Source organism: Streptomyces sp. Sge12, assembly GCF_002080455.1.
Taxonomy (GTDB): Bacteria; Actinomycetota; Actinomycetes; order Streptomycetales; family Streptomycetaceae; genus Streptomyces.
Window position 1 is genome coordinate 3045822 of the sequence record NZ_CP020555.1, and the last position, 19042, is coordinate 3064863.

The 19042-nt window shown below is 71.8% G+C and carries 17 protein-coding genes; 9 read left to right on the plus strand and 8 right to left on the minus strand.

All coding sequences use genetic code 11. The annotated features are described in order from the left end of the window. The first annotated feature begins 124 nt into the window (after positions 1-124). Positions 125-1156 (plus strand): class II fructose-bisphosphatase, encoded by a 1032-nt coding sequence (gene glpX / locus B6R96_RS13215; RefSeq protein WP_030385815.1) that lies wholly within the window; start codon positions 125-127, stop codon positions 1154-1156. Positions 1157-1251: 95 nt separating this feature from the next. Here the strand turns inward: glpX and B6R96_RS13220 are convergent, their stop codons facing one another. From B6R96_RS13220 to B6R96_RS13230, 3 genes are all read right to left on the minus strand, one after another. Further along, positions 1252-1650: a WhiB family transcriptional regulator gene (locus tag B6R96_RS13220; protein WP_373297353.1), complete on the minus strand. Its 399-nt coding sequence runs from the start codon at positions 1648-1650 to the stop codon at positions 1252-1254. A 132-nt stretch (positions 1651-1782) separates the two neighbouring features. Beyond that, positions 1783-2382, minus strand: coding sequence for a TIGR03086 family metal-binding protein (locus tag B6R96_RS13225; protein ID WP_053705066.1), 600 nt, complete (start codon positions 2380-2382; stop codon positions 1783-1785). A 142-nt stretch (positions 2383-2524) separates the two neighbouring features. Continuing rightward, on the minus strand, positions 2525-3199 hold the full coding sequence (locus tag B6R96_RS13230) for a DUF1707 SHOCT-like domain-containing protein (protein WP_237291412.1): 675 nt from the start codon (positions 3197-3199) through the stop codon (positions 2525-2527). A 150-nt stretch (positions 3200-3349) separates the two neighbouring features. On the opposite strand from B6R96_RS13230, the gene B6R96_RS13235 reads away from it, so the two are divergent. After that, entirely contained in the window at positions 3350-5017 is a 1668-nt protein-coding gene (locus B6R96_RS13235) for a fumarate hydratase (protein ID WP_030385811.1), read from the plus strand. Between the two features lie 196 nt (positions 5018-5213). Further along, positions 5214-5828, plus strand: a complete 615-nt coding sequence (locus B6R96_RS13240; protein WP_081522544.1) for a hypothetical protein — start codon at positions 5214-5216, stop codon at positions 5826-5828. Here the strand turns inward: B6R96_RS13240 and B6R96_RS13245 are convergent. Next, entirely contained in the window at positions 5791-6189 is a 399-nt protein-coding gene (locus tag B6R96_RS13245; protein ID WP_081522545.1) for a hypothetical protein, read from the minus strand. The two genes, B6R96_RS13240 and B6R96_RS13245, sit on opposite strands and share 38 nt — an antisense overlap. 53 nt (positions 6190-6242) lie before the next feature. On the opposite strand from B6R96_RS13245, the gene B6R96_RS13250 reads away from it, so the two are divergent. Next, a complete protein-coding gene (locus B6R96_RS13250; RefSeq protein WP_081522546.1) occupies positions 6243-7010 on the plus strand; it encodes a glycerophosphodiester phosphodiesterase in 768 nt (255 codons plus the stop codon). A gap of 75 nt (positions 7011-7085) precedes the next feature. Here the strand turns inward: B6R96_RS13250 and B6R96_RS13255 are convergent, their stop codons facing one another. From B6R96_RS13255 to B6R96_RS13265, 3 genes are all read right to left on the minus strand, one after another. Further along, the gene (locus tag B6R96_RS13255; protein WP_159396322.1) at positions 7086-8054 is read right to left on the minus strand and encodes a hypothetical protein; all 969 of its coding nucleotides are present in this window, start codon (positions 8052-8054) and stop codon (positions 7086-7088) included. A 25-nt stretch (positions 8055-8079) separates the two neighbouring features. Further along, on the minus strand, positions 8080-8499 hold the full coding sequence (locus tag B6R96_RS13260) for a hypothetical protein (protein ID WP_159396323.1): 420 nt from the start codon (positions 8497-8499) through the stop codon (positions 8080-8082). Between the two features lie 265 nt (positions 8500-8764). Next, entirely contained in the window at positions 8765-10267 is a 1503-nt protein-coding gene (locus tag B6R96_RS13265; RefSeq protein WP_237291413.1) for a ricin-type beta-trefoil lectin domain protein, read from the minus strand. A 133-nt stretch (positions 10268-10400) separates the two neighbouring features. Between B6R96_RS13265 and B6R96_RS13270 the strand changes: the two genes are divergently transcribed. The 3 genes from B6R96_RS13270 to B6R96_RS13280 all read left to right on the plus strand — a co-directional run bounded on the left by B6R96_RS13270 (position 10401) and on the right by B6R96_RS13280 (position 15246). After that, complete coding sequence (locus B6R96_RS13270) at positions 10401-11804, plus strand: class II fumarate hydratase (protein ID WP_030385799.1); 1404 nt, start codon at positions 10401-10403, stop codon at positions 11802-11804. 113 nt (positions 11805-11917) lie between these two features. Then, on the plus strand, positions 11918-12637 hold the full coding sequence (fomD, locus tag B6R96_RS13275; protein ID WP_079405989.1) for a cytidylyl-2-hydroxypropylphosphonate hydrolase: 720 nt from the start codon (positions 11918-11920) through the stop codon (positions 12635-12637). Positions 12638-12945: 308 nt separating this feature from the next. Then, positions 12946-15246 carry a SpoIIE family protein phosphatase gene (locus B6R96_RS13280; protein ID WP_107475509.1) on the plus strand — a complete coding sequence of 767 codons (2301 nt, stop codon included), beginning with the start codon at positions 12946-12948 and terminating at the stop codon, positions 15244-15246. Positions 15247-15321: 75 nt separating this feature from the next. Here B6R96_RS13280 and B6R96_RS13285 read toward each other — a convergent pair whose 3' ends face one another. Beyond that, positions 15322-17589: a transglycosylase domain-containing protein gene (locus B6R96_RS13285; RefSeq protein ID WP_081522550.1), complete on the minus strand. Its 2268-nt coding sequence runs from the start codon at positions 17587-17589 to the stop codon at positions 15322-15324. A 232-nt stretch (positions 17590-17821) separates the two neighbouring features. On the opposite strand from B6R96_RS13285, the gene B6R96_RS13290 reads away from it, so the two are divergent. Further along, on the plus strand, positions 17822-18730 hold the full coding sequence (locus B6R96_RS13290; RefSeq protein ID WP_030385795.1) for an SPFH domain-containing protein: 909 nt from the start codon (positions 17822-17824) through the stop codon (positions 18728-18730). Next, positions 18727-18960, plus strand: a complete 234-nt coding sequence (locus tag B6R96_RS13295) for a hypothetical protein (RefSeq protein WP_030010967.1) — start codon at positions 18727-18729, stop codon at positions 18958-18960. The genes B6R96_RS13290 and B6R96_RS13295 overlap by 4 nt, the downstream gene beginning before the upstream one ends. Positions 18961-19042 lie beyond the last annotated feature (82 nt).

The window sequence follows — 19042 nt, forward strand, 5'->3', positions numbered from 1 at the left end:
TCAGGACAATCGGCTGACCGATATGCCGCTCATACGTGACCCGCCCTGCTCAATATGTCGACGTACCGATAGAGTTCCAGCACCCTCACTACCCGGCCGTCGCCGTACAGAAAGGTGCGCTCCGATGACCGAGCACAACCTGCCGCCCCAGCTCGAAGTCTCCCCGGAGGCCCCTGACCGCAACCTCGCACTGGAACTCGTACGGGTCACCGAGGCCGCCGCCATGGCCGCGGGCCGGTGGGTCGGGCGCGGTGACAAGATCGGCGCGGACGGCGCCGCGGTCAACGCGATGCGCACCCTGATCTCCACCGTTTCGATGAACGGCGTCGTCGTCATCGGCGAGGGGGAGAAGGACGAGGCCCCCATGCTCTTCAACGGCGAGCGCGTCGGCGACGGCACGGGCGCCGAGGTCGACATCGCCGTGGACCCGATCGACGGCACCACCCTGAACGCCAAGGGCATGCCGAACGCCATCGCCGTGCTGGCCGCCGCCGACCGCGGCACCATGTTCGACCCGTCCGCGGTGTTCTACATGGAGAAGCTGGTCACCGGCCCCGAGGCCGCCGACTTCGTCGACATCAACGCCCCCGTCTCGGTGAACATCCGCCGGGTCGCCAAGGCCAAGAACATGGCCGTCGAGGACGTCACCGTGGTCATCCTGGACCGCCCCCGCCACGAGGGCATCGTCAAGGAGATCCGCGAGACCGGCGCCCGGATCAAGTTCATCTCCGACGGCGACGTCGCGGGCTCGGTCATGGCCGTGCGCGAGGGCACCGGCGTGGACCTGCTCCTCGGCATCGGCGGCACCCCCGAGGGCATCATCTCGGCGTGCGCCATAAAGTGCCTCGGCGGCACCATCCAGGGCAAGCTCTGGCCGAAGGACGAGGCCGAGCGCCAGCGTGCGCTCGACGCCGGCCACGACCTGGACCGCGTGCTGACCACGAACGACCTGGTGTCCGGCGACAACGTCTTCTTCGTCGCCACCGGCATCACCGACGGCGAGCTGCTGCGCGGCGTCCACTACCGCTCGGAGACCGCGACGACGTCCTCGCTGGTCATGCGCTCGAAGTCGGGCACGATCCGGCAGATCGACTCCACGCACCGCCTGTCGAAGCTGCGCGCGTACAGCGCGATCGACTTCGACCGCGCCCACTAGGGACCGCGGCGGGAAACGAGAGGGGCGGTCCACCGCGTGCGGCGGTGACCGCCCCTCTCGCGCATCCGCTTCGCCATCCGGCGCCCGCGACCGGCTCAGCCCGCCGCGGCGATCGGCCCGGCCCCGGGGGCCTGGCGCAGTTCGGCGGCCCGGCGCCGCATGCGCGCCAGCACCACCCGGCGCTCGGCCGCGGTGAGCCCGCCCCACACTCCGTACGGCTCGGGCTGGAGCAGCGCGTGCTCCCGGCAGGCGACCATCACCGGGCAGCGGGCGCAGACGCGCTTGGCGGCTTCCTCCCGCGAGAGCCGGGCCGCGGTCGGCTCCTTGGACGGTGCGAAGAAGAGCCCCGCCTCGTCGCGGCGGCACACCGCCTCTGCGTGCCATGGGCCGTCTTCCGCCCTCGCCGGAACCCGCGGCTTCGGCACGGCCGCCGCGCGCCCCGGGAGACTCTGGACGGCGGCTACCTGCAAGGACTGATGCGGCGGATGCGGCACGGTCTACTCCTGACGACGTATACGTGAGCGAGAGACGACGCACCTGTCCCTACCCGCTGCACGCGCCCCTATGCACCCCGTGCCACCGGCCGACGGCGGATCGTCCGAAACGAGCCCCCGCCGGGCGGGCGCTCACGCCCCGGGCGCGGCCCACGCGGGATCGCGTCCGAGGAAGGCCAGGAGGTCCGCCGCGGCGCCGTGGTCCGCGCCGGGCGCGAGGGGGAACACCGGGCCGTAGGCGAAGCCGCGCAGGGGCTCGGCGAGGGCGTCGGCGGCCGGGCGCAGGGCCGCGGCCAGGGCGTCGGTGAGGGCGGGCGGGCGGCCGGTGGCGACGGCGATGTCCCAGGCGTGCACGGCTGCGTCGAGGGCGGCGGCGCCGACGGCCGTTTCGGCCGGTACGGCGAAGGGCGGCAGCGGCACGGCCACGTCGAGGTCGCCGGGGGCGACATCCGAGAAGGCCTCGGCGGCGGCCGCGAGCGCTGGGTCCAGCAGGTCTGCGGGCGGGCCGGCCAGGGCTCCGGACGGCGCGAAGGGGTCCTCGGCCGGCCCGGGCCCGCCGGTCAGCCGGGCGGCGTACGCGAGCTGGTCGCCCGCGGCGTGCTGGAGGACCTGGGTGACGTTCCACTGCGCGCACGGCGTCGGACGGTCCCAGCCGTCGGCCGGCACCGCCGCGACGGCCTCGCGCAGTGTCGCGTACGCCCGGTCGAGCAATTCCCACTTGGCTATGGTCATGGTGCGGACCCTAGAAGGTGTCCGGCCCGGCGGCGGCCGGTTTCCGTCGGATCCACGGCGTGTCGGATCCATGACGTGTCCGGTCCACGGCGTGTTCGGTCCGCGGCGCGTCGGGTCCTGCGGGTCGCCGGGGCGGCCGGTTTCACTCCTCCAGGCGCTTGCGCAGCCTGCGGGCCAGGTCCACCAGGCGGGCGCCCGGCTTGGGCCGCGCCTCGATGTTGCCGAGCAGGGCGAAGCCCCGGACGATCACCACCGGGGCCTGCGGATCGGTCTCCCCCCGGCCCTCGCCGCGCACCTCGAAGTTGCCGAGGACGCCGCTGCCGTAGCCGCGCAGGGTGACGTTCTCCGGGACCAGGACCTCGACGTTGCCGAGCACGCAGGTCACGTTGATCTCGGTGACCTGCTGCTCGAAGACCGCCTCGGTGAGGTCGATGTTGATGTCGCCCATGACCGAGACCGCGCGGGTGTGCGGGCCCGGCCGCCAGCGGCCCTTGCGGGCCGAGCTGCTGCACACGGCCACTATGGTCTCGGCGGGACCGCCCGGCGCGGTGGCGGGCGACGCGTACGCGGGCGAGGCATGGACGCCGCCGGGCGCGGGCAGATCCCGTACGAGCTGTTCCAGCTCGCCGACGGTCTTGACCGCGTACAGCGTGTCCAGGCGGTCGGAGTGCTCCTCGGCCGTCAACCGGCCTTCGGCAAGGGCGTCACCGAGGATCTGCGCGATCCGGTCCCGGTCTGCGTCGGAGGCGCGCAGCTCGCCGGGAGCGGGCGCGGGCGCGGGTACGGGCGCGGCGGCGGGGTGCTTTTCCAGGTCCACGACGCCCAGCATAGCCAGACACGATAGATCGCGATACTGCTGGGTGAGCCTTACCTCACAGACACACCTCCGGCTAGAGGTCCTACGCTGGTTAACCGCGCTGCCAATTGGTCGCCAGCGCCGTCTGCCGAGTGAGGAATGACTGCCGTCATGCCAGAGTTTGCGTACACCGACCTGCTGCCCCTGGGCGAGGACACCACCCCGTACCGGCTGGTGACCTCGGAGGGCGTCTCGACCTTCGAGGCCGACGGCCGTACGTTCCTCAAGGTCGAGCCCGAGGCGCTGCGCAAGCTCGCCGAAGAGGCCATCCACGACATCCAGCACTTCCTGCGCCCCGCGCACCTCGCGCAGCTGCGCCGGATCATCGACGACCCCGAGGCCTCCTCGAACGACAAGTTCGTGGCCCTGGACCTGCTGAAGAACGCGAACATCGCGGCGGCCGGCGTCCTGCCGATGTGCCAGGACACGGGCACGGCGATCGTCATGGGCAAGCGCGGCCAGAACGTGCTCACCGAGGGCGGGGACGAGGCGGCGCTCTCGCGCGGCATCTACGACGCCTACACGCGGCTGAACCTGCGCTACTCGCAGATGGCCCCCCTCACCATGTGGGAGGAGAAGAACACCGGCTCGAACCTGCCCGCGCAGATCGAGCTGTACGCGACCGACGGCGGCGCGTACAAGTTCCTCTTCATGGCCAAGGGCGGCGGCTCGGCCAACAAGTCCTTCCTCTACCAGGAGACCAAGGCGGTCCTCAACGAGGCCTCCATGATGAAGTTCCTGGAGGAGAAGATCCGCTCCCTCGGCACGGCGGCCTGCCCGCCGTACCACCTGGCGATCGTGGTCGGCGGCACCTCCGCCGAGCACGCGCTGAAGACCGCCAAGTACGCCTCGGCGCACTACCTGGACGAGCTGCCCCGCGAGGGCTCCCCGCTGGGCCACGGCTTCCGCGACGAGGCCCTGGAGCAGCAGGTCTTCGAGCTGACGCAGAAGATCGGCATCGGCGCGCAGTTCGGCGGCAAGTACTTCTGCCACGACGTCCGCGTCGTGCGCCTCCCCCGCCACGGTGCGTCCCTCCCGGTCGCGATCGCCGTGTCCTGCTCGGCGGACCGCCAGGCGACCGCGAAGATCACCGCCGAGGGCGTCTTCCTGGAGCAGCTGGAGACGGACCCGGCGCGCTTCCTGCCGGACACCACGGACGAGCACCTGAACGAGGCCTCGGACGTCGTCTCCATCGACCTGAACCAGCCGATGGACGACATCCTGGCGACGCTCACCAAGCACCCGGTGAAGACCCGGCTGTCGCTGACCGGCCCGCTGGTCGTGGCGCGCGACATCGCGCACGCCAAGATCAAGGAGCTGCTGGACTCGGGCGCGGAGATGCCGCAGTACCTGAAGGACCACCCGGTCTACTACGCCGGCCCCGCGAAGACCCCCCAGGGTTACGCGTCGGGCTCCTTCGGCCCGACCACGGCCGGCCGGATGGACTCCTACGTCGAGCAGTTCCAGGCGGCGGGCGGCTCCAAGGTCATGCTGGCCAAGGGCAACCGCTCCCAGCAGGTGACGGACGCGTGCGGTGCGCACGGCGGCTTCTACCTGGGCTCCATCGGCGGCCCGGCGGCGCGGCTGGCCCAGGACTGCATCAAGAAGGTCGAGGTCCTGGAGTACGAGGAGCTCGGCATGGAGGCGGTCTGGAAGATCGAGGTCGAGGACTTCCCGGCCTTCATCGTGGTCGACGACAAGGGCAACGACTTCTTCCAGAACCCAGCCCCGGAGCCGACGTTCACCCACATCCCGGTGCGCGGCCCCGGGCTGGCCTAGGCCGTCGCTCCCACCCGCACAGAGCCCCCGGCGCCGCCGCGCCGGGGGCTCTTTTGCCGTGCGGCCCGGAGCGCCGGGTCTGCCGAACGGCAGAGGGCTCCGCGGGAGGTCGGGCCGATCGGCAGATGGAGGCGGGGGCGCCGGGTGGCGAGGCTTGACCCGTACCCGAGCAGCCCTCACCACACGGGAGTTGACGATGAAGAACCGCAACCGCAGCCGCAACCGCGCCCTAGCCGTCGCCGGATCCGCCGCCCTGCTGGCCACCCTGATGGCGGCGGCCCCCGCCCCGGCAGCCCCGGCCGGGGCGGGGGCCGCATCGGTGCACGGGCTCGGGACCGTGTTCTACCCGTACTCCCCCGACGACGACATCCGCTTCACGGTCGACGCGACGTCGGCGCCCTGGAGCCGGCCGCTGCCGGCGCAGGGCGGGGAGAAGGGCCTGCCGACGGACGCCTTCGGCAAGATCACCGTCTACCACCGCGTCACGGCGACGGGCTACACCGCCGTCTCCGAGGCGGAGGTGGACTGCCTGGTCACGGGTGGCAGGACGGCCACGGTCACCGCGGTGGTGAAGACCTCGAACGTCGGCTGGGAGGGCCGGCGGATCGGCATCGCCGTCCAGGACGGCACGCGCGGCGAGCCCGACCGCGTCGGCTTCTCGTGGGACATCGCCAACCTCGAGGTGCGGCCCGACGGCTCGGTGTTCGAACCCTCGGCGGGCACCTGCCTGGCCCCGGCCCCCTTCACCGAGGTGACCAAGGGCGGCTACAAGGTCACCCCGGCCCCGCTGGCCCCGCGCCCGAAGCCGTAGGGGGCGTGGGCGCGGAACCCGTCAGGTACCGGGCCTCGACGGGGGTGGCCCGCCATCCCGCCGTACGGGCGGCCATGACCTCGGCGATGGTCAGCCCGTACACCCGGCGCAGCAGTGCGACGGGCACCCCGCCGGGTCCGCCGACCGCGAGGTGCACCGCGCCCTGGCGGGCGAGGATGCGCTCCCGGATCCACGGCGCCGGTACGCCCCGGCCGTCGTCGCAGGCATAGACCCCGTACCGCGGACAGTGTTCGTACCCCCTCCAGCGCAGCTCGCCGTCCTCGATGAACTGCCAGTCCTCGTGGACGCACTCCTCGCACGGCTCACAGTGCAGGACCGCGTACATCTGCTGTTCCGACATCCGGGAAGGATGCGGTACCGGGCCGTCGTCCGCATCCGGATAACGTCTGGGGCATGACGCAGATGCTGCCTCCCACCGCCCGCGACGTGCGCGTCATCGCGCATCGCGGGGCCTCCCACGAGCACCCCGAGCACACCCTCGCCGCCTACCGGCAGGCCATCGCCGACGGGGCCGACGCGCTCGAGTGCGATGTGCGGCTCACCGCCGACCGCAAGCTGGTGTGCGTGCACGACCGGCGGGTGGAGCGGACCTCGGACGGGCGCGGGGTGGTCTCCGCGATGACCTACGAGGAGCTGTCCGCGCTCGACTTCGGCGGCTGGAAGGGCGAGGAGCACCGCGGGGCGCCGGTGCTGCTCTTCGAGGACCTGCTCAAGGAGGCGCTGGCCGCCGGCCGGCCCGTCGGGCTGGCCGTCGAGACCAAGCACCCCACCCGCGCCTGCGGCCGTCTGGAGGCCGAGCTGGTCCGGGTCCTGAAGGACCACGGGCTGGCCGACGGCTCGGCCGGCCTGGTCGAGGTGATGAGCTTCTCCCGCAATGCGCTGATCAGGCTGAACCGGCTCGCGCCCGGCCTGCCGGCCGTGTACCTGATCGAGCGCCGGCTGCGGCCGGTCCGGCCCCCGTTCGCGGGGCACGCCGGGCCGGGCATCGACCTGGTGCGCAAGGATCCGGGGCTGGTGGCCCGGCTGAAGGCCAAGGGTCTGCGGGTGCGGGTGTGGACGGTCGACGAGCCCGATGACGTGGAGCTGTGCCTGCGGCTCGGCGTGGACACCCTGATCACCAACCGCCCGCGCGAGGTGCGCGCACAGCTGGACGCGATCTAGGCCGCTGTGGCGGGGCGGCCCGGCTCCGCGGTGCGGAGCCGGGCCGGGGCGGTGCGGGTCCCGGTGGGCGGGCTCCTACTGGACGTTGGCCAGGGCGGTCTGCTTCGCCTTCTTGATCGCGCCCATCTCGCTCGCCTTGGCGTTGATCATCTTCTGCTGGATCTGCACCTCGGCCGTGTGCCAGACGTCGACGAGCTTCGTCTCGTTCTTGCAGGCCACGTCCGCGCCCGCCACGGCGATCTCCTCCGCGGAGACCGTCGGCACGGCGAACTTCGGGTCGTCGTTGGCCTGCAGGGGGGTCTTGTAGTCGTACCCCTTGCCCTTCATGCAGGCGGACCAGGCCGCGAAGGCCTTGGTGACGCGGGGGTCCTTGAGGGACTCCTTGTAGGACTGGCCGTTGATGTCCTGGGCGAGGTCCGCGTACAGCTTCTCGCCGCCGCCCGTGATGGTGCGCGTGGACTCGGCGATGCAGCCGCCCGGCGGGAGGTCCTTGCCCTGGACCTGGCTCGGCGCCGCCTGCTTGGCCTGCGCGGTGTCGCCGGCGTCCTTGGTGGTGCCGGTCATCGCGAGCCACTCCGCGTCGCTCAGCACGGGCTCGGCCGCCGCGGAGGGGGCCGGGCCGTCGGCCGCAGCGGCCGCGGACGCGCCGCCCGCCTTGGCCGTGCGAGCGGCCGCGAACTCCGGCTTGTAGCCGGAGCGGGCCGCCTGGGCGGCGTCGACGGTGCCGTAGCGCAGGTCGGTGAAGGTCTCGCGCGGGTCGGCCGGGCCCTGCTCGGGCACCTGGAAGGAGGCGAAGCCGAGGCCCTGCATGCACTTCTGCTGGAGCTTGCCGCCGGCCTGGCTCAGCTTCGTGAACTCGGCGGGCGTCGGCAGGTACTGCTCGATGGGCAGGGTGCGGACCTTGGCGGAACCGGCGATCGCCGTGGCGTCCCCGCCGGCGGAGGCGCCGGCGTCCGTACCGGCGGAGGCCGCGTAGCCCGCCATCACCGCTCCGGAGGCCACGGCCATCGCGAGGAGGGAAATACGAGTGCGCTTCTTGTTCATTTCGCTCAGCATTCTCTCTCGGTCCTCAGACGCCGTTCGGGTGGTAGTTCCAGGACGCGTTGTTGTTGTACGTCACGTTCAGATTCCGCCGCGTCTGAGGCTCGACCACGTCGTAGGGGCCCTTGTACCAGCTGTTGAAATGAACGCGGACCGCCTGGTTCCAATAGCGGCTGTCCGCCGAGGCGGCGTTGTTCTTGAGCGGGGTCCCCTCCCCGTTCCCGGTGCCGCGGTTGAACACCACGTTGTCGAACGTGTAGGCCGGATAGTTCTCGATGTGGTACATCTGCGACAGGGCGCCCGCCTGGTTCGAGTTGAAGTAGAGGCAGGCCATGTCCGGATAGCACCGGCCGGTGGGCGACGCCTCGGCGGCGGACGGCAGCGCGAGAACCAGCACTCCGGACGCCGCGAGCGCCGCGGCGGCGGCACGCATGGATTTCGTCTTCATGAAAACAATCCCCCCTTGAATGGCACTCCCCGGGGGACGGTCGGACCCCCGAAAGCGCGACAACCACATGATCGTATGCACGGAATGCGGATCGGGCATCGCATATAAATTTCCCGCCAGTCGGCTTTCGGCCATGACTAAAGCCGTGCTTAAACCGTGCTTAGCACGGCTCAGCCATGCTCAAGCCGACGCTGACGCCGCGCATGAATACACCCGGCCGGGGTGCGCCGGCCGGGCGTGGGGGGGTCGGGTGGAGCGGGGCGGTTTATGCGAAGCGCTGGTTCGCGGATCCGTTGCAGGCCTGGAGGCGCAGCGGGTCGTGGGCGGCGGCCACGGTCAGGCACATGGCCGGGGCGGCGGCGGGCCGCAGGGTGGCTCCGTCGCGGACGAACTGCTGGTTGGCTCCGCCGTGGCAGTTCCAGATGATCAGGCCGGTGCCGGGTCCGTAGGTGGCGCCGGGGGCGTCGAGGCAGCGGTCCTGGGTCAGTTCGATGTGGACGGACTTGCGTGCGCTGTCGTACCACCAGCCCTGGTTGCGGCCGCCGTGGCAGTCCCAGCCCACGATCTTCGTCTCGTTGGCGCTGGAACCGCCGAAGGAGTCGAGGCAGTTGCCGGTGGCCTCGTTCTTCAGGGGCTTGAACCGGTCGTCCCAGGCCCCGGCCTGGAGGACGGGCGTGCCGGTGCTCGCGGGGTCGGCGCAGGAGGCCTCGCGCAGGCCCGAGGCGTAGAGCTGGGTCAGGCAGGAGGCGAAGGCGCCGTGGCCCCGGTAGTTGGGGTGGAAGGACTGGCGGGCGGTGTTCTCGTCCCACGGGAAGTGGTCACCGAGGTCCAGGTAGAGGCCGCGGGCCCAGGCGTCCTCCATGCAGACCTCGTGGCCGTGGAAGAGCCGCGAGTTGTCGAGGTAGATCGCGCCGGAGGCGAGGGCTGCCGCGCGCATGCCCTTCTCGAAGGTGGGCACGGCGTAGTTGCGGCCCCAGGTGGCATCGGAGTCGTAGCCGGCGCAGCCGCCGGGCAGCTTGCCGGGGAAGGCCGGGTTGTCGTGGAAGTCGGGCCCGATGGGGCTGGGGTAGCCCATCACGACCAGCTTGTAGTCGGAGTCGGCGTAGCCGGCGTCGCGCATGACGGTCTTCAGGTCGGCGACCGTGGCCTCGACCTTGGGCTTCAGGCCGTCGACGCGTGCCTGCCAGCCGGGGGCGTACTTGGGCTCGCAGGTGCCCTGGCTGAGGACCCAGCGGGTGACGCAGTCCGTCATGACGGGGCCGAACTGCAGGTCGTCGTTGGCCCCGGCGACCAGCAGGACCATTTTGATCCTCGTGTTGCGCGCCTTGACGGCCAGGTTGTCGCTCTGCACGAGCTCGTCGGCGTACTGCTTGCTGCCGCCGATGCGGATGTTCCCGGTGTATCCGCCGGAGCAGGCGACGTTGAAGGTCAGGTCGGCCGGGATGCCGGTGCGGTGGATGGCCGCGTCCGGCGAGCGGTGGCACTGGTTGTTCGGCGTGTTGGTCGCGGGGTCGTAGTTGCCGACCCCTTCGCCCGAGATCTCGCTGTCGCCCAGCGAGATCAGGCCTGTTTTACGCTCGTTGAGGGGGCGCACCGCCGGGTCGCCGTAGATCCTGGTGGCCTCCGCGGCCCGGACGGCCTCCAGCTCGGCCGGCAGCGGGGCCGCGGCGGCGGAGGCGGGCGCCGCCTGGGCCATGGGGGTGATGGCGGTGACACCCCCCAGGGCGGCCGCGATCGCCGCGACGGCGGCGAAGGTAGATCTGAGCATGGGTCTCGTACGGGCACGTGCCATGAAGGGCCTCCCCGGATGTCGGTGTTACCCCCGGTATTTACTGGCCGGTAGGGGAGTTGGGAACACTTCGAACAAGACAATTGCTCAACTTTTTGAGGAGGCCAGAAAAATGACAGACGAGCAGCAGGCCGATGCGTTCCGGATCGAGCACGACTCCATGGGCGACGTACGGGTGCCGCGGCACGCCAAGTGGCGCGCCCAGACCCAGCGCGCGGTGGAGAACTTCCCCGTCTCCGGGCAGCGGTTGGAGCGCGCCCACATCGAGGCCCTCGCCCGGATCAAGGCCGCCGCCGCCGCGGTGAACGCGAAACTCGGCGTGGTGGACCAGGACGTCGCCGACGCGATCCGGTCGGCCGCCGCCGAGGTCGCGGACGGTCGCTGGGACGACCACTTCCCCGTGGACGTCTTCCAGACCGGCTCGGGGACCTCGTCCAACATGAACACCAACGAGGTGATCGCCACCCTGGCCACCGAGCGGCTGGGCCGGGAGGTCCACCCCAACGACCACGTGAACGCCTCGCAGAGCTCCAACGACGTCTTCCCGTCGTCCATCCACATCGCCGCCACCGCCGCCGTCACCGGCGAGCTGATCCCGGCCCTGGAGCACCTGGCCGCCGCGCTGGAGCGCAAGGCCGCCGAGTTCGCGCAGGTCGTCAAGGCCGGCCGGACCCACCTGATGGACGCCACCCCCGTCACCCTCGGCCAGGAGTTCGGCGGCTACGCGGCCCAGGTCCGCTACGGCGTCGAACGGCTGCGGGCGGCCCTGCCGCGGCTCGCCGAGCTGCCGCTGGGCGGCACCGCGGTGGGCACGGGCATCAACACCCCGCCCGGATTCTCCGCGGCGGTGATCGCGGAGGTGGCCACGGCGACCGGACTGCCGCTGACCGAGGCCCGCGACCACTTCGAGGCCCAGGGGGCGCGGGACGCGCTCGTGGAAACCTCCGGGATGCTGCGCACCGTCGCCGTATCACTCACCAAAATCTCCAACGACCTGCGCTGGATGGCTTCCGGACCGCGCACCGGTTTGGCCGAAATCAATCTCCCGGATCTCCAGCCGGGCTCCTCGATCATGCCCGGGAAGGTCAATCCGGTGGTCCCGGAGGCCGTCCTGATGGTCGCCGCACAGGTCATGGGGAACGACGCGACCGTCGCCGTGGCGGGCGCGGCCGGCAACTTCGAGCTCAATGTGATGCTCCCGGTGATGGCCAGGAACCTCCTCGAATCGATCCGGCTGCTCGGCAGCGCGAGCCGCCTGCTGGCCGACCGCACGATCGACGGGATCACCGCCAACGAGGCGCGGGCCAGGGAATACGCCGAGTCCTCGCCCTCCGTGGTCACCCCGCTCAACCGCTACATCGGCTACGAGGAGGCCGCCAAGGTCGCCAAGAGGTCCCTCGCCGAACGCAGGACGATCAGGGAGGTGGTCCTGGAGTCCGGTTACGTGGAGCGCGGCGCCCTCACCCTGGAGCAGCTCGACGAGGCCCTGGACGTGCTGCGCATGACGCACCCCTGACCCGTCCGGCCGCGCCCCGGGGGCGGGGGCCGGATTCGGTCGTTTCTCGTCCCGGAACCCGCCGGTGACCTGCGCCGCAGCGGGCAGCGGGACCCCCGCCCTAAGATCTGCGCATGACAGGTACTTTCAAGCCCGGCAGCGGCCCGGCGCGGAGCGCGCCGGGCGGTCCCGCGCAGGGCCCGCGCTGGGCGCCCGGGGAGCAGGTCCTGTGGCGCTACCGCGACCACGCCCCCGGGCTGAAGGGCCCGGTCCACATCTGCCGCCCGGTCACCGTGGTCCAGGACACCGAAGAGCTGCTGGCGGTGTGGATGGCTCCGGGCACCGAATGCGTCAAGCCGGTGCTCGCCGACGGCACCCCCGTCCACGAGGAACCGCTCGCCACCCGCTACACGGCGGCGCGGACCACCGTACGGTCGCGCTGGTTCGGTGCCGGTGTCCTGAAACTGGCCCGGCCCGGGGACCCGTGGTCGGTGTGGCTGTTCTGGGGCCCCGGCTGGCAGTTCAAGAACTGGTACGTCAACCTGGAGGAGCCGCGCGCGAGATGGGCCGGCGGAGTGGACTCCGTGGACCACTTCCTGGACATCGCCGTCTACCCGGACCGCAGTTGGAAGTGGCTGGACGCCGACGAGTTCGCGCAGGCCCAGCGCTCCGGCCTGATGGACCGTGAGCAGGCCGCCCGGGTACGGGAGGCGGGCCGCGCCGCGGTCGAGGTGATCAAGGAATGGGGAGCTCCGTTCTCGGGCGGCTGGCAGGACTGGCGGCCGGATCCGGCCTGGAGAATTCCGGCCCTGCCGGAGGACTGGGACCGCACCCCGGCGCATATGACCTCATGAGACCCTTGATGCGCCCCCGGGGTTCAAACGTAGGATCGTCCTCCACGAGGTCACGCGCGCGGGGCGGCGCGGTGGCTGCGCCGCTGCTCAAGCGGTGTGCCGCACGCGGGACTTGACCGGAGGCCGACGCACGACGAGAGGCGACGAGGGGGCGAGGGTCCGCCAGGGGCACCTCCCGGCCGCGGGTTGGGGGAGAAGTTTGGGCGAGGAACCTCGGGGCGATGGTGCCCGGGCCGCTGAGCGGGTATACCGCGACTGACCGAGTTGAGTGCAGCGCACATCGAGCGCAAACGGACGGAAATCCACGCGTGACGGAGTACCCCACCTCCCAGGAGGGCCCGCAGCCCGTCGCCTCCGGCGGAGGTACGGACGAGGCCGGCCACGGCAAGGCGCCCATCGCCGCCGCCGAGGCCGTACGCACGCATGCCGCGGGCGCCGGCGCCGGCCCGGCGGGGGAGCCGGGCGGCGCGGCCGCCTCGGCAGCCTCCGACGCGCGCGCGGCCCGCTCCGCGGCGGGCTCGGGCCCCGGCGCCGGGCTCCCCCGGCCCCGCCGCAACGCGGCCGCCCCCGGCGAGGTGCCGGCCGCGGCGGAGTCGGGCGAGGGCGCGGCCCGCCCCCGGCCCGGTACGAGCCCTCTCGACGCGTCGATCGGCGCGGCCGGGCACGGCGGTCCCGCCGACCCCCCACGCCCGCGCGGCGGGAGCGACGACATGAGCGACGACGGCAACGGCCCGGCGGCCGGCACGATCGCGAGCGGTGACGGCGGGGCCGGACACCACGGGGGCGGCGGCGCACCCGTACCGGCCGGGGTTTCGGGAGAGGCGACCGCCGCGCGCCGCGAAGGGGACCGGCTGCGGTTCGTCGGCGCCGCCACCCGGCGGATCGCCCGCGGCATCGACCTCGACGAGATCGTGCTGGGCCTGTGCCGGGCCACCGTGCCGACCTTCTCGGACGCCATCCTCGTCTACCTACGCGACCCGCTGCCCGTCGGCGACGAGCGGCCCGTCGGCCCGGTCGTTTTAAGGCTCCGGCGCACCGACCGGCTCCGGCCGATCGACGACCTGACGGACATCAGCAGCACCATCGGCGCGGGGATGGACCTCGCCGGGGCCGCGGGGGCCACCGGCGAGCTCGACTTCAGCCAGCTGCCGCTGGTCGGGCCGCAGGGTGACCTGCCCGCGGCCGAGCTGTGCGAGATCCGGCCGGGCGGCGCGCTCGCCGAGGTGCTGCGCGGCGTACGGCCCGTCTTCGGGTCCTCCGCCGCCGCCCGGGCCGCACTGCCCGAGCTGCTCGGGCTCGAGCATCCGCTGCCGCGCGGCAACCGGGCCGTCCTCGCACCGCTGCGCGGCCGCCGCCGGGTGATCGGCGCCGCGGTCTTCCTGCGCAGCCCCGAGCGTCCCGCCTTCGAGCAGAACGACCTCCTGGTCGCCGCCCAGCTGGCCACCCACACCGCGCTCGGCATCGACAAGGCGGTCCTGTACGGCCGTGAGGCGTACATCGCCGACGAGTTGCAGCGCACCATGCTGCCCGACAGCCTGCCGCAGCCCACCGGGGTCCGGCTGGCCTCCCGCTACCTGCCCGCCGCCGAGACGGCCCGGGTGGGCGGCGACTGGTACGACGCCATACCGCTGCCCGGCAGCCGGGTCGCGCTCGTCGTCGGCGACGTCATGGGCCACTCCATGACCTCCGCCGCGATCATGGGTCAGCTCCGCACCACCGCGCAGACCCTCGCGCAGCTGGACCTGCCGCCCGCCGAGGTCCTGCACCACCTGGACGAGCAGGCGCAGCGCCTCGGCTCCGACCGCATGGCCACCTGCCTGTACGCCGTCTACGATCCCGTCGCGCACCGGATCACCATCGCGAACGCGGGCCACCCGCCGCCGGTGCTGCTGCACCTGGGCGGCCGGGCCGAGGTGCTGCGCGTGCCCCCCGGCGCCCCCATCGGCGTCGGCGGCGTGGACTTCGAGGCCGTGGAGCTGGACGCGCCCGCCGGGGGCACGCTGCTGCTCTACACCGACGGTCTGGTGGAGTCGCGTCTGCGGGACGTGTGGACCGGCATCGAGCAGCTCCGCGAGCGCCTGGCCACCACCGCCCAGCTGACCGGCCTGGACCACCCGCCGCCGCTGGAGGCGCTCTGCGACGACGTCCTGGACATGCTCGGGCCCGGCGACCGGGACGACGACATCGCGCTCCTCGCGGCCCGGTTCGACGGGATCGCGCCCAGTGACGTCGCGTACTGGTTCCTGGACCCGGAGGAGACGGCCCCGGGCCGGGCCCGCCGGTTCGCGCGCCGGGCCCTGACCCGCTGGGGCCTGGAGGAGCTGAGCGACTCGCTGGAGCTGCTGGTCAGCGAGGTGGTCACCAATGCCGTGCGGTATGCGGAGCGGCCCGTGACGCTGCGCCTGCTGCGTACGGACGTCCTGCGCTGCGAGGTCGGCGACGACTCGCCGCAGCTGCCCCGCCAGCGCCGGGCGCGGGACACCGACGAGGGCGGCCGCGGCCTGTTCCTGGTCAACCGGGTGGCCCGCCGCTGGGGTGCGACGCGGCTCAGCAGCGGAAAGGTCGTCTGGTTCGAGCTGTCGCTGCCGGGGACGCCCGAGCGCCGCTGATCCCGCGACCGGCACGAAAGACCGCCGCCCCGCAGCCTTCGAGGAAGGCTGCGGGGCGGCGGTCCGTTCATGTCCCTAGTGCTCGGGGAGCAGCGGCGGGTCCGGCGGCTTGGGACCGCCGGACTTGGTCGCCGTGGGCGAGGGGGACGTCGACGGGGACGGCGACGTACCGGACTTGGTCGCGGAGGGCGACGGGGACGTCGACGGGGACGCCGGCGGGCTGCTGCTGGCGGCCGGCGCACTGGAGGACGGGCTGGGCGACGGCGACGGCGAGGCGCTGCGGGACGGCGTCTGCACGGCGCCCATGTCCGCCTCGCTCAGCTGGAACTTGCCCGTGTCCGCGCCCTTGAGCGCGGCGAGCGTGTACGCCTTCCAGATCGAGGCGGGGAAGCTGGAGCCGCCGAGGCGGCCGAGGCCGGCCGTACCGGTCAGGGTGACCTGCTTGGCGGTACCGGGCTCCTCGCCGAAGATCGCGACGACGGTGACCAGCTCGGGGGTGTAACCGGCGAACCAGCCGGAGAAGTTGTTCTCGGTGGTACCGGTCTTGCCGGCCGCCTCGTAGGCGCTGCTGCGGACCTTGTTGCCGGAGGCGCCCTCGTCGTTGACGACGCCCGTGAGCACCTTGGTGACGGTGTCGGCGGTGCGGCGGCTGACGGCCTGCGCGCCGATCGGCTGGACGGGCTCGACCTCGCGGTCCTTGTGCTCGGCCTTCTTGATGATGCTCGGCGTGACCTTCTTGCCGTGGTTGTCGAGGGTGGCGTAGACGGCCGCCATCTCCACGGTGTTGGCGCTCATGGTGCCGAGGGCCATGGCCGGCTTGTCCGCGGGCCAGCCCTCACGGTCCTTCATGCCGACCTGGAGCGCGGTCTTCTTCACGTTGGCCGGCTCGACGTCCACGATCATCTGCGCGTAGACGGAGTTCACCGAGGAATTGGTCGCGTCCTGGACCGTCATCATCGGGTCGCCGAAGTTGCGGTTCTCCTGGTTCTGCGGGGCGAACGGGATGTCGCTGCCGACGACCGGGCGCTTGCTGGTGCCGTCGTAGAGCGCGTGCGGGGTGATCGGCTTGCCGTCCTGGGTCTTCGACCCGTTCTCCAGGGCGGAGGCAAGCACGATCGGCTTGAAGGTCGAGCCCGGCTGGTAGTCCTTGCGCAGGGCGTTGCTCGACCAGTGGTCCTTCAGGCTCGTACCGCCGTACATGGCGACGATGTGGCCGGTCTTGGGGTCCACGGAGGTGGCGCCGGCCTGCACGCTCTGGTCCTGGGGGCGTTCCTTGGTGTCCTTGCGGTCGAGCTTGGACTCCAGCTCCTCCTGGACGGCGGCCTCCAGCGCCGCCTGCTTCTTCGGGTCGATGTTCAGCGTGAACGTCCAGCCGCCGGCGTCGATGAGCTTGCGCTCCACGCCCTGGGCGTTGAGCTCGGCCTCGGCCGCCTGGACGAGGTAGCCCTTCTGGCCGTCCATGCCCATCGGCGGCTGCGGCGGCTGCGGCTCCGGGAACTGCAGCGTCTGGCGCTTGGCCTCGTCCAGCTTCTTCATGTCGACCATGTTCACGAGGGTCGCGTTGTAGCGGATCTTGATCCGCTTCTTCGTCTCGTCGCTGGCGGTCGTCCAGTCGTACTGGCTGGGTGCCTGGACCAGGGTGGCGAGGTAGGCGCCCTGTTCCAGCGTCAGCTGCCCGGCGTCGACGCCGTAGTAGGCCTGGGCCGCGGCCTGGATGCCGTAGGCACCGCGCCCGAAGTAGCTGGTGTTGAGGTAGCCCGCGAGGATCTCGGGCTTCTTCATGCGCTGGTCGACCTTGAGGGAGATCACCAGCTCCTTGAGCTTGCGGGTCGCCGTCTGGTCCTGCGTCAAGTAGTAGTTCTTGACGTACTGCTGGGTGATCGTGGAGCCGCCGGCCTTGCCCCGGCCGGTGGCCGTGTTCCACAGACCGCGGGCCAGACCCTTGAAGTCCACGCCCTGGTCCTTGCGGAACGACTTGTTCTCGATCGCGATGAACGCTTCCTGCACGTCCATCGGGATCTTGTCGATCGGCAGGATCTCGCGGTTGACCTTGCCCTTGCTGGCCATGATCGTGCCGTCTGCGTACTTGTAGACGTTGCTCTGCTGGAGGGCCTGCTTGTTGGGGTCCGGCTCTTCCACGTAGAAGTACAGGGCGACCAGCGCCCCCATGCCGAGCAGGGCCAGCCCGAAGAACGTGCCCAAGACCTTCTTCCAGGTGAAGAAGCGGCGTATGCCGGTGCGTTTGCCGGTACTTCCGCTTCCCTCGGTGCCCTTCGCGCGTCCGCTCGGCGCACGCCGCGCACCGCGCCGCTGCTGCGCCTTACGCACTTCTGCTCGGCCCATCGTTCCCGCTCCGCTCGATTGCCCCCCCGACGTCAGCTCAGAAAGCTAACACCGCAGGCTGTGTCAAAAGTTGGCCAACCATGACTAATTCCGGTCATTTCGGACGTGAGAATCAGCACCCACATCACTGGAACCGACGCTCACCTAAGCCGAAGGGTTGCCGTAGCGCAAAAAAGTGATATCACTTTGCTAGACGGTCCGACCGGCCGCGCGCTGAGAAACGGGGCAAACCATGACGAACCAAAACGCCACCCCTGACGGAGTAAGGGAGTTCACCGCGCACAGCGTCGGCGGCGGCCTGGCGCTGCTGCTCGGACTGGCGGGTCTGCTCGCGGGCGGGGGCCTGATCGCGGCCGGCGCCTTGGCCACGGCCGCCGTGGCCAAGGCGCTCCTGATCGCGGCCGGCGTCCTGCTGGGCCTCCTCTCCGTGATCGCGATGAGCGGGCTGAACACGGTGGCGCCGGGCGAGGCCCGCGTCGTGCAGCTCTTCGGCCGCTACCGGGGCACCATCCGCGCCGACGGCCTGCGCTGGGTCAACCCGCTGACCTCCCGCGAGAAGATCTCCACCCGGGTGCGCAACCACGAGACGGCCGTCCTGAAGGTCAACGACGCCTACGGCAACCCCATAGAGCTGGCGGCCGTCGTGGTGTGGCGGGTCGAGGACACCGCACGCGCCACCTTCGAGGTCGAGGACTTCACCGAGTTCGTCGAGACCCAGACCGAGGCGGCCGTCCGCCACATCGCCATCGAGTACCCCTACGACGCCCACGAGGAGGGCGGCCTGTCGCTGCGCGGCAACGCCGAGGAGATCACCGAGAAGCTGGCGGTCGAGCTGCACGCACGCGTGGAGGCGGCCGGGGTCCACATCATCGAGTCCCGCTTCACGCACCTCGCGTACGCTCCGGAGATCGCCTCCGCGATGCTCCAGCGCCAGCAGGCGGGCGCGGTCGTGGCGGCCCGCAAGCAGATCGTGGAGGGCGCGGTGGGCATGGTCGAGCTGGCACTGACCCGGCTGGCGGAGCAGGACATCGTGGACCTGGACCCGGAGCGCAAGGCGGCCATGGTCTCGAACCTGATGGTCGTCCTGTGCGGCGACCGTGCCGCCCAGCCCGTGGTCAACACGGGGACCCTCTACCAGTGACCCCCGGCGGCGAGGAGAAGCCGGCGGGCCGGCAGGCGCGCAAGCAGGTGCTGCTGCGGCTCGACCCGCAGGTGTACGACGCACTGGCCCGCTGGGCCGGCGAGGAACTGCGCAGCGCCAACGCGCAGATCGAGTTCCTGCTCCGCCGGGCCCTCGCCGAAGCCGGTCGCCTCCCGTCGGCCCCCGGCCCCATCCCGCGCCGGGGACGGCCCCCCAAGCCCACGGAGTGACCCGCACTCCCCGATGACCCGTGAGCCCCGGCGGGGCCGGCCGCAGAGGCCGGCCCGCCGGGGCTCACGGCGTCCAGAAGGC

What these genes read in the sequence shown, in the direction of transcription:
- B6R96_RS13245 (WP_081522545.1), bottom strand. Translation starts at nt 6,189, where the DNA reads ATGTCGGAACAGCAGATGTACGCGGTCCTGCACTGTGAGCCGTGCGAG.
- B6R96_RS13265 (WP_237291413.1), bottom strand. Translation starts at nt 10,267, where the DNA reads ATGCTCAGATCTACCTTCGCCGCCGTCGCGGCGATCGCGGCCGCCCTG.
- B6R96_RS13255 (WP_159396322.1), bottom strand. Translation starts at nt 8,054, where the DNA reads ATGAACAAGAAGCGCACTCGTATTTCCCTCCTCGCGATGGCCGTGGCC.
- B6R96_RS13225 (WP_053705066.1), bottom strand. Translation starts at nt 2,382, where the DNA reads ATGACCATAGCCAAGTGGGAATTGCTCGACCGGGCGTACGCGACACTG.
- fomD (WP_079405989.1), top strand. Translation starts at nt 11,918, where the DNA reads ATGACAGGTACTTTCAAGCCCGGCAGCGGCCCGGCGCGGAGCGCGCCG.
- glpX (WP_030385815.1), top strand. Translation starts at nt 125, where the DNA reads ATGACCGAGCACAACCTGCCGCCCCAGCTCGAAGTCTCCCCGGAGGCC.
- B6R96_RS13290 (WP_030385795.1), top strand. Translation starts at nt 17,822, where the DNA reads ATGACGAACCAAAACGCCACCCCTGACGGAGTAAGGGAGTTCACCGCG.
- B6R96_RS13285 (WP_081522550.1), bottom strand. Translation starts at nt 17,589, where the DNA reads ATGGGCCGAGCAGAAGTGCGTAAGGCGCAGCAGCGGCGCGGTGCGCGG.
- B6R96_RS13240 (WP_081522544.1), top strand. Translation starts at nt 5,214, where the DNA reads ATGAAGAACCGCAACCGCAGCCGCAACCGCGCCCTAGCCGTCGCCGGA.
- B6R96_RS13250 (WP_081522546.1), top strand. Translation starts at nt 6,243, where the DNA reads ATGACGCAGATGCTGCCTCCCACCGCCCGCGACGTGCGCGTCATCGCG.
- B6R96_RS13260 (WP_159396323.1), bottom strand. Translation starts at nt 8,499, where the DNA reads ATGAAGACGAAATCCATGCGTGCCGCCGCCGCGGCGCTCGCGGCGTCC.
- B6R96_RS13270 (WP_030385799.1), top strand. Translation starts at nt 10,401, where the DNA reads ATGACAGACGAGCAGCAGGCCGATGCGTTCCGGATCGAGCACGACTCC.
- B6R96_RS13235 (WP_030385811.1), top strand. Translation starts at nt 3,350, where the DNA reads ATGCCAGAGTTTGCGTACACCGACCTGCTGCCCCTGGGCGAGGACACC.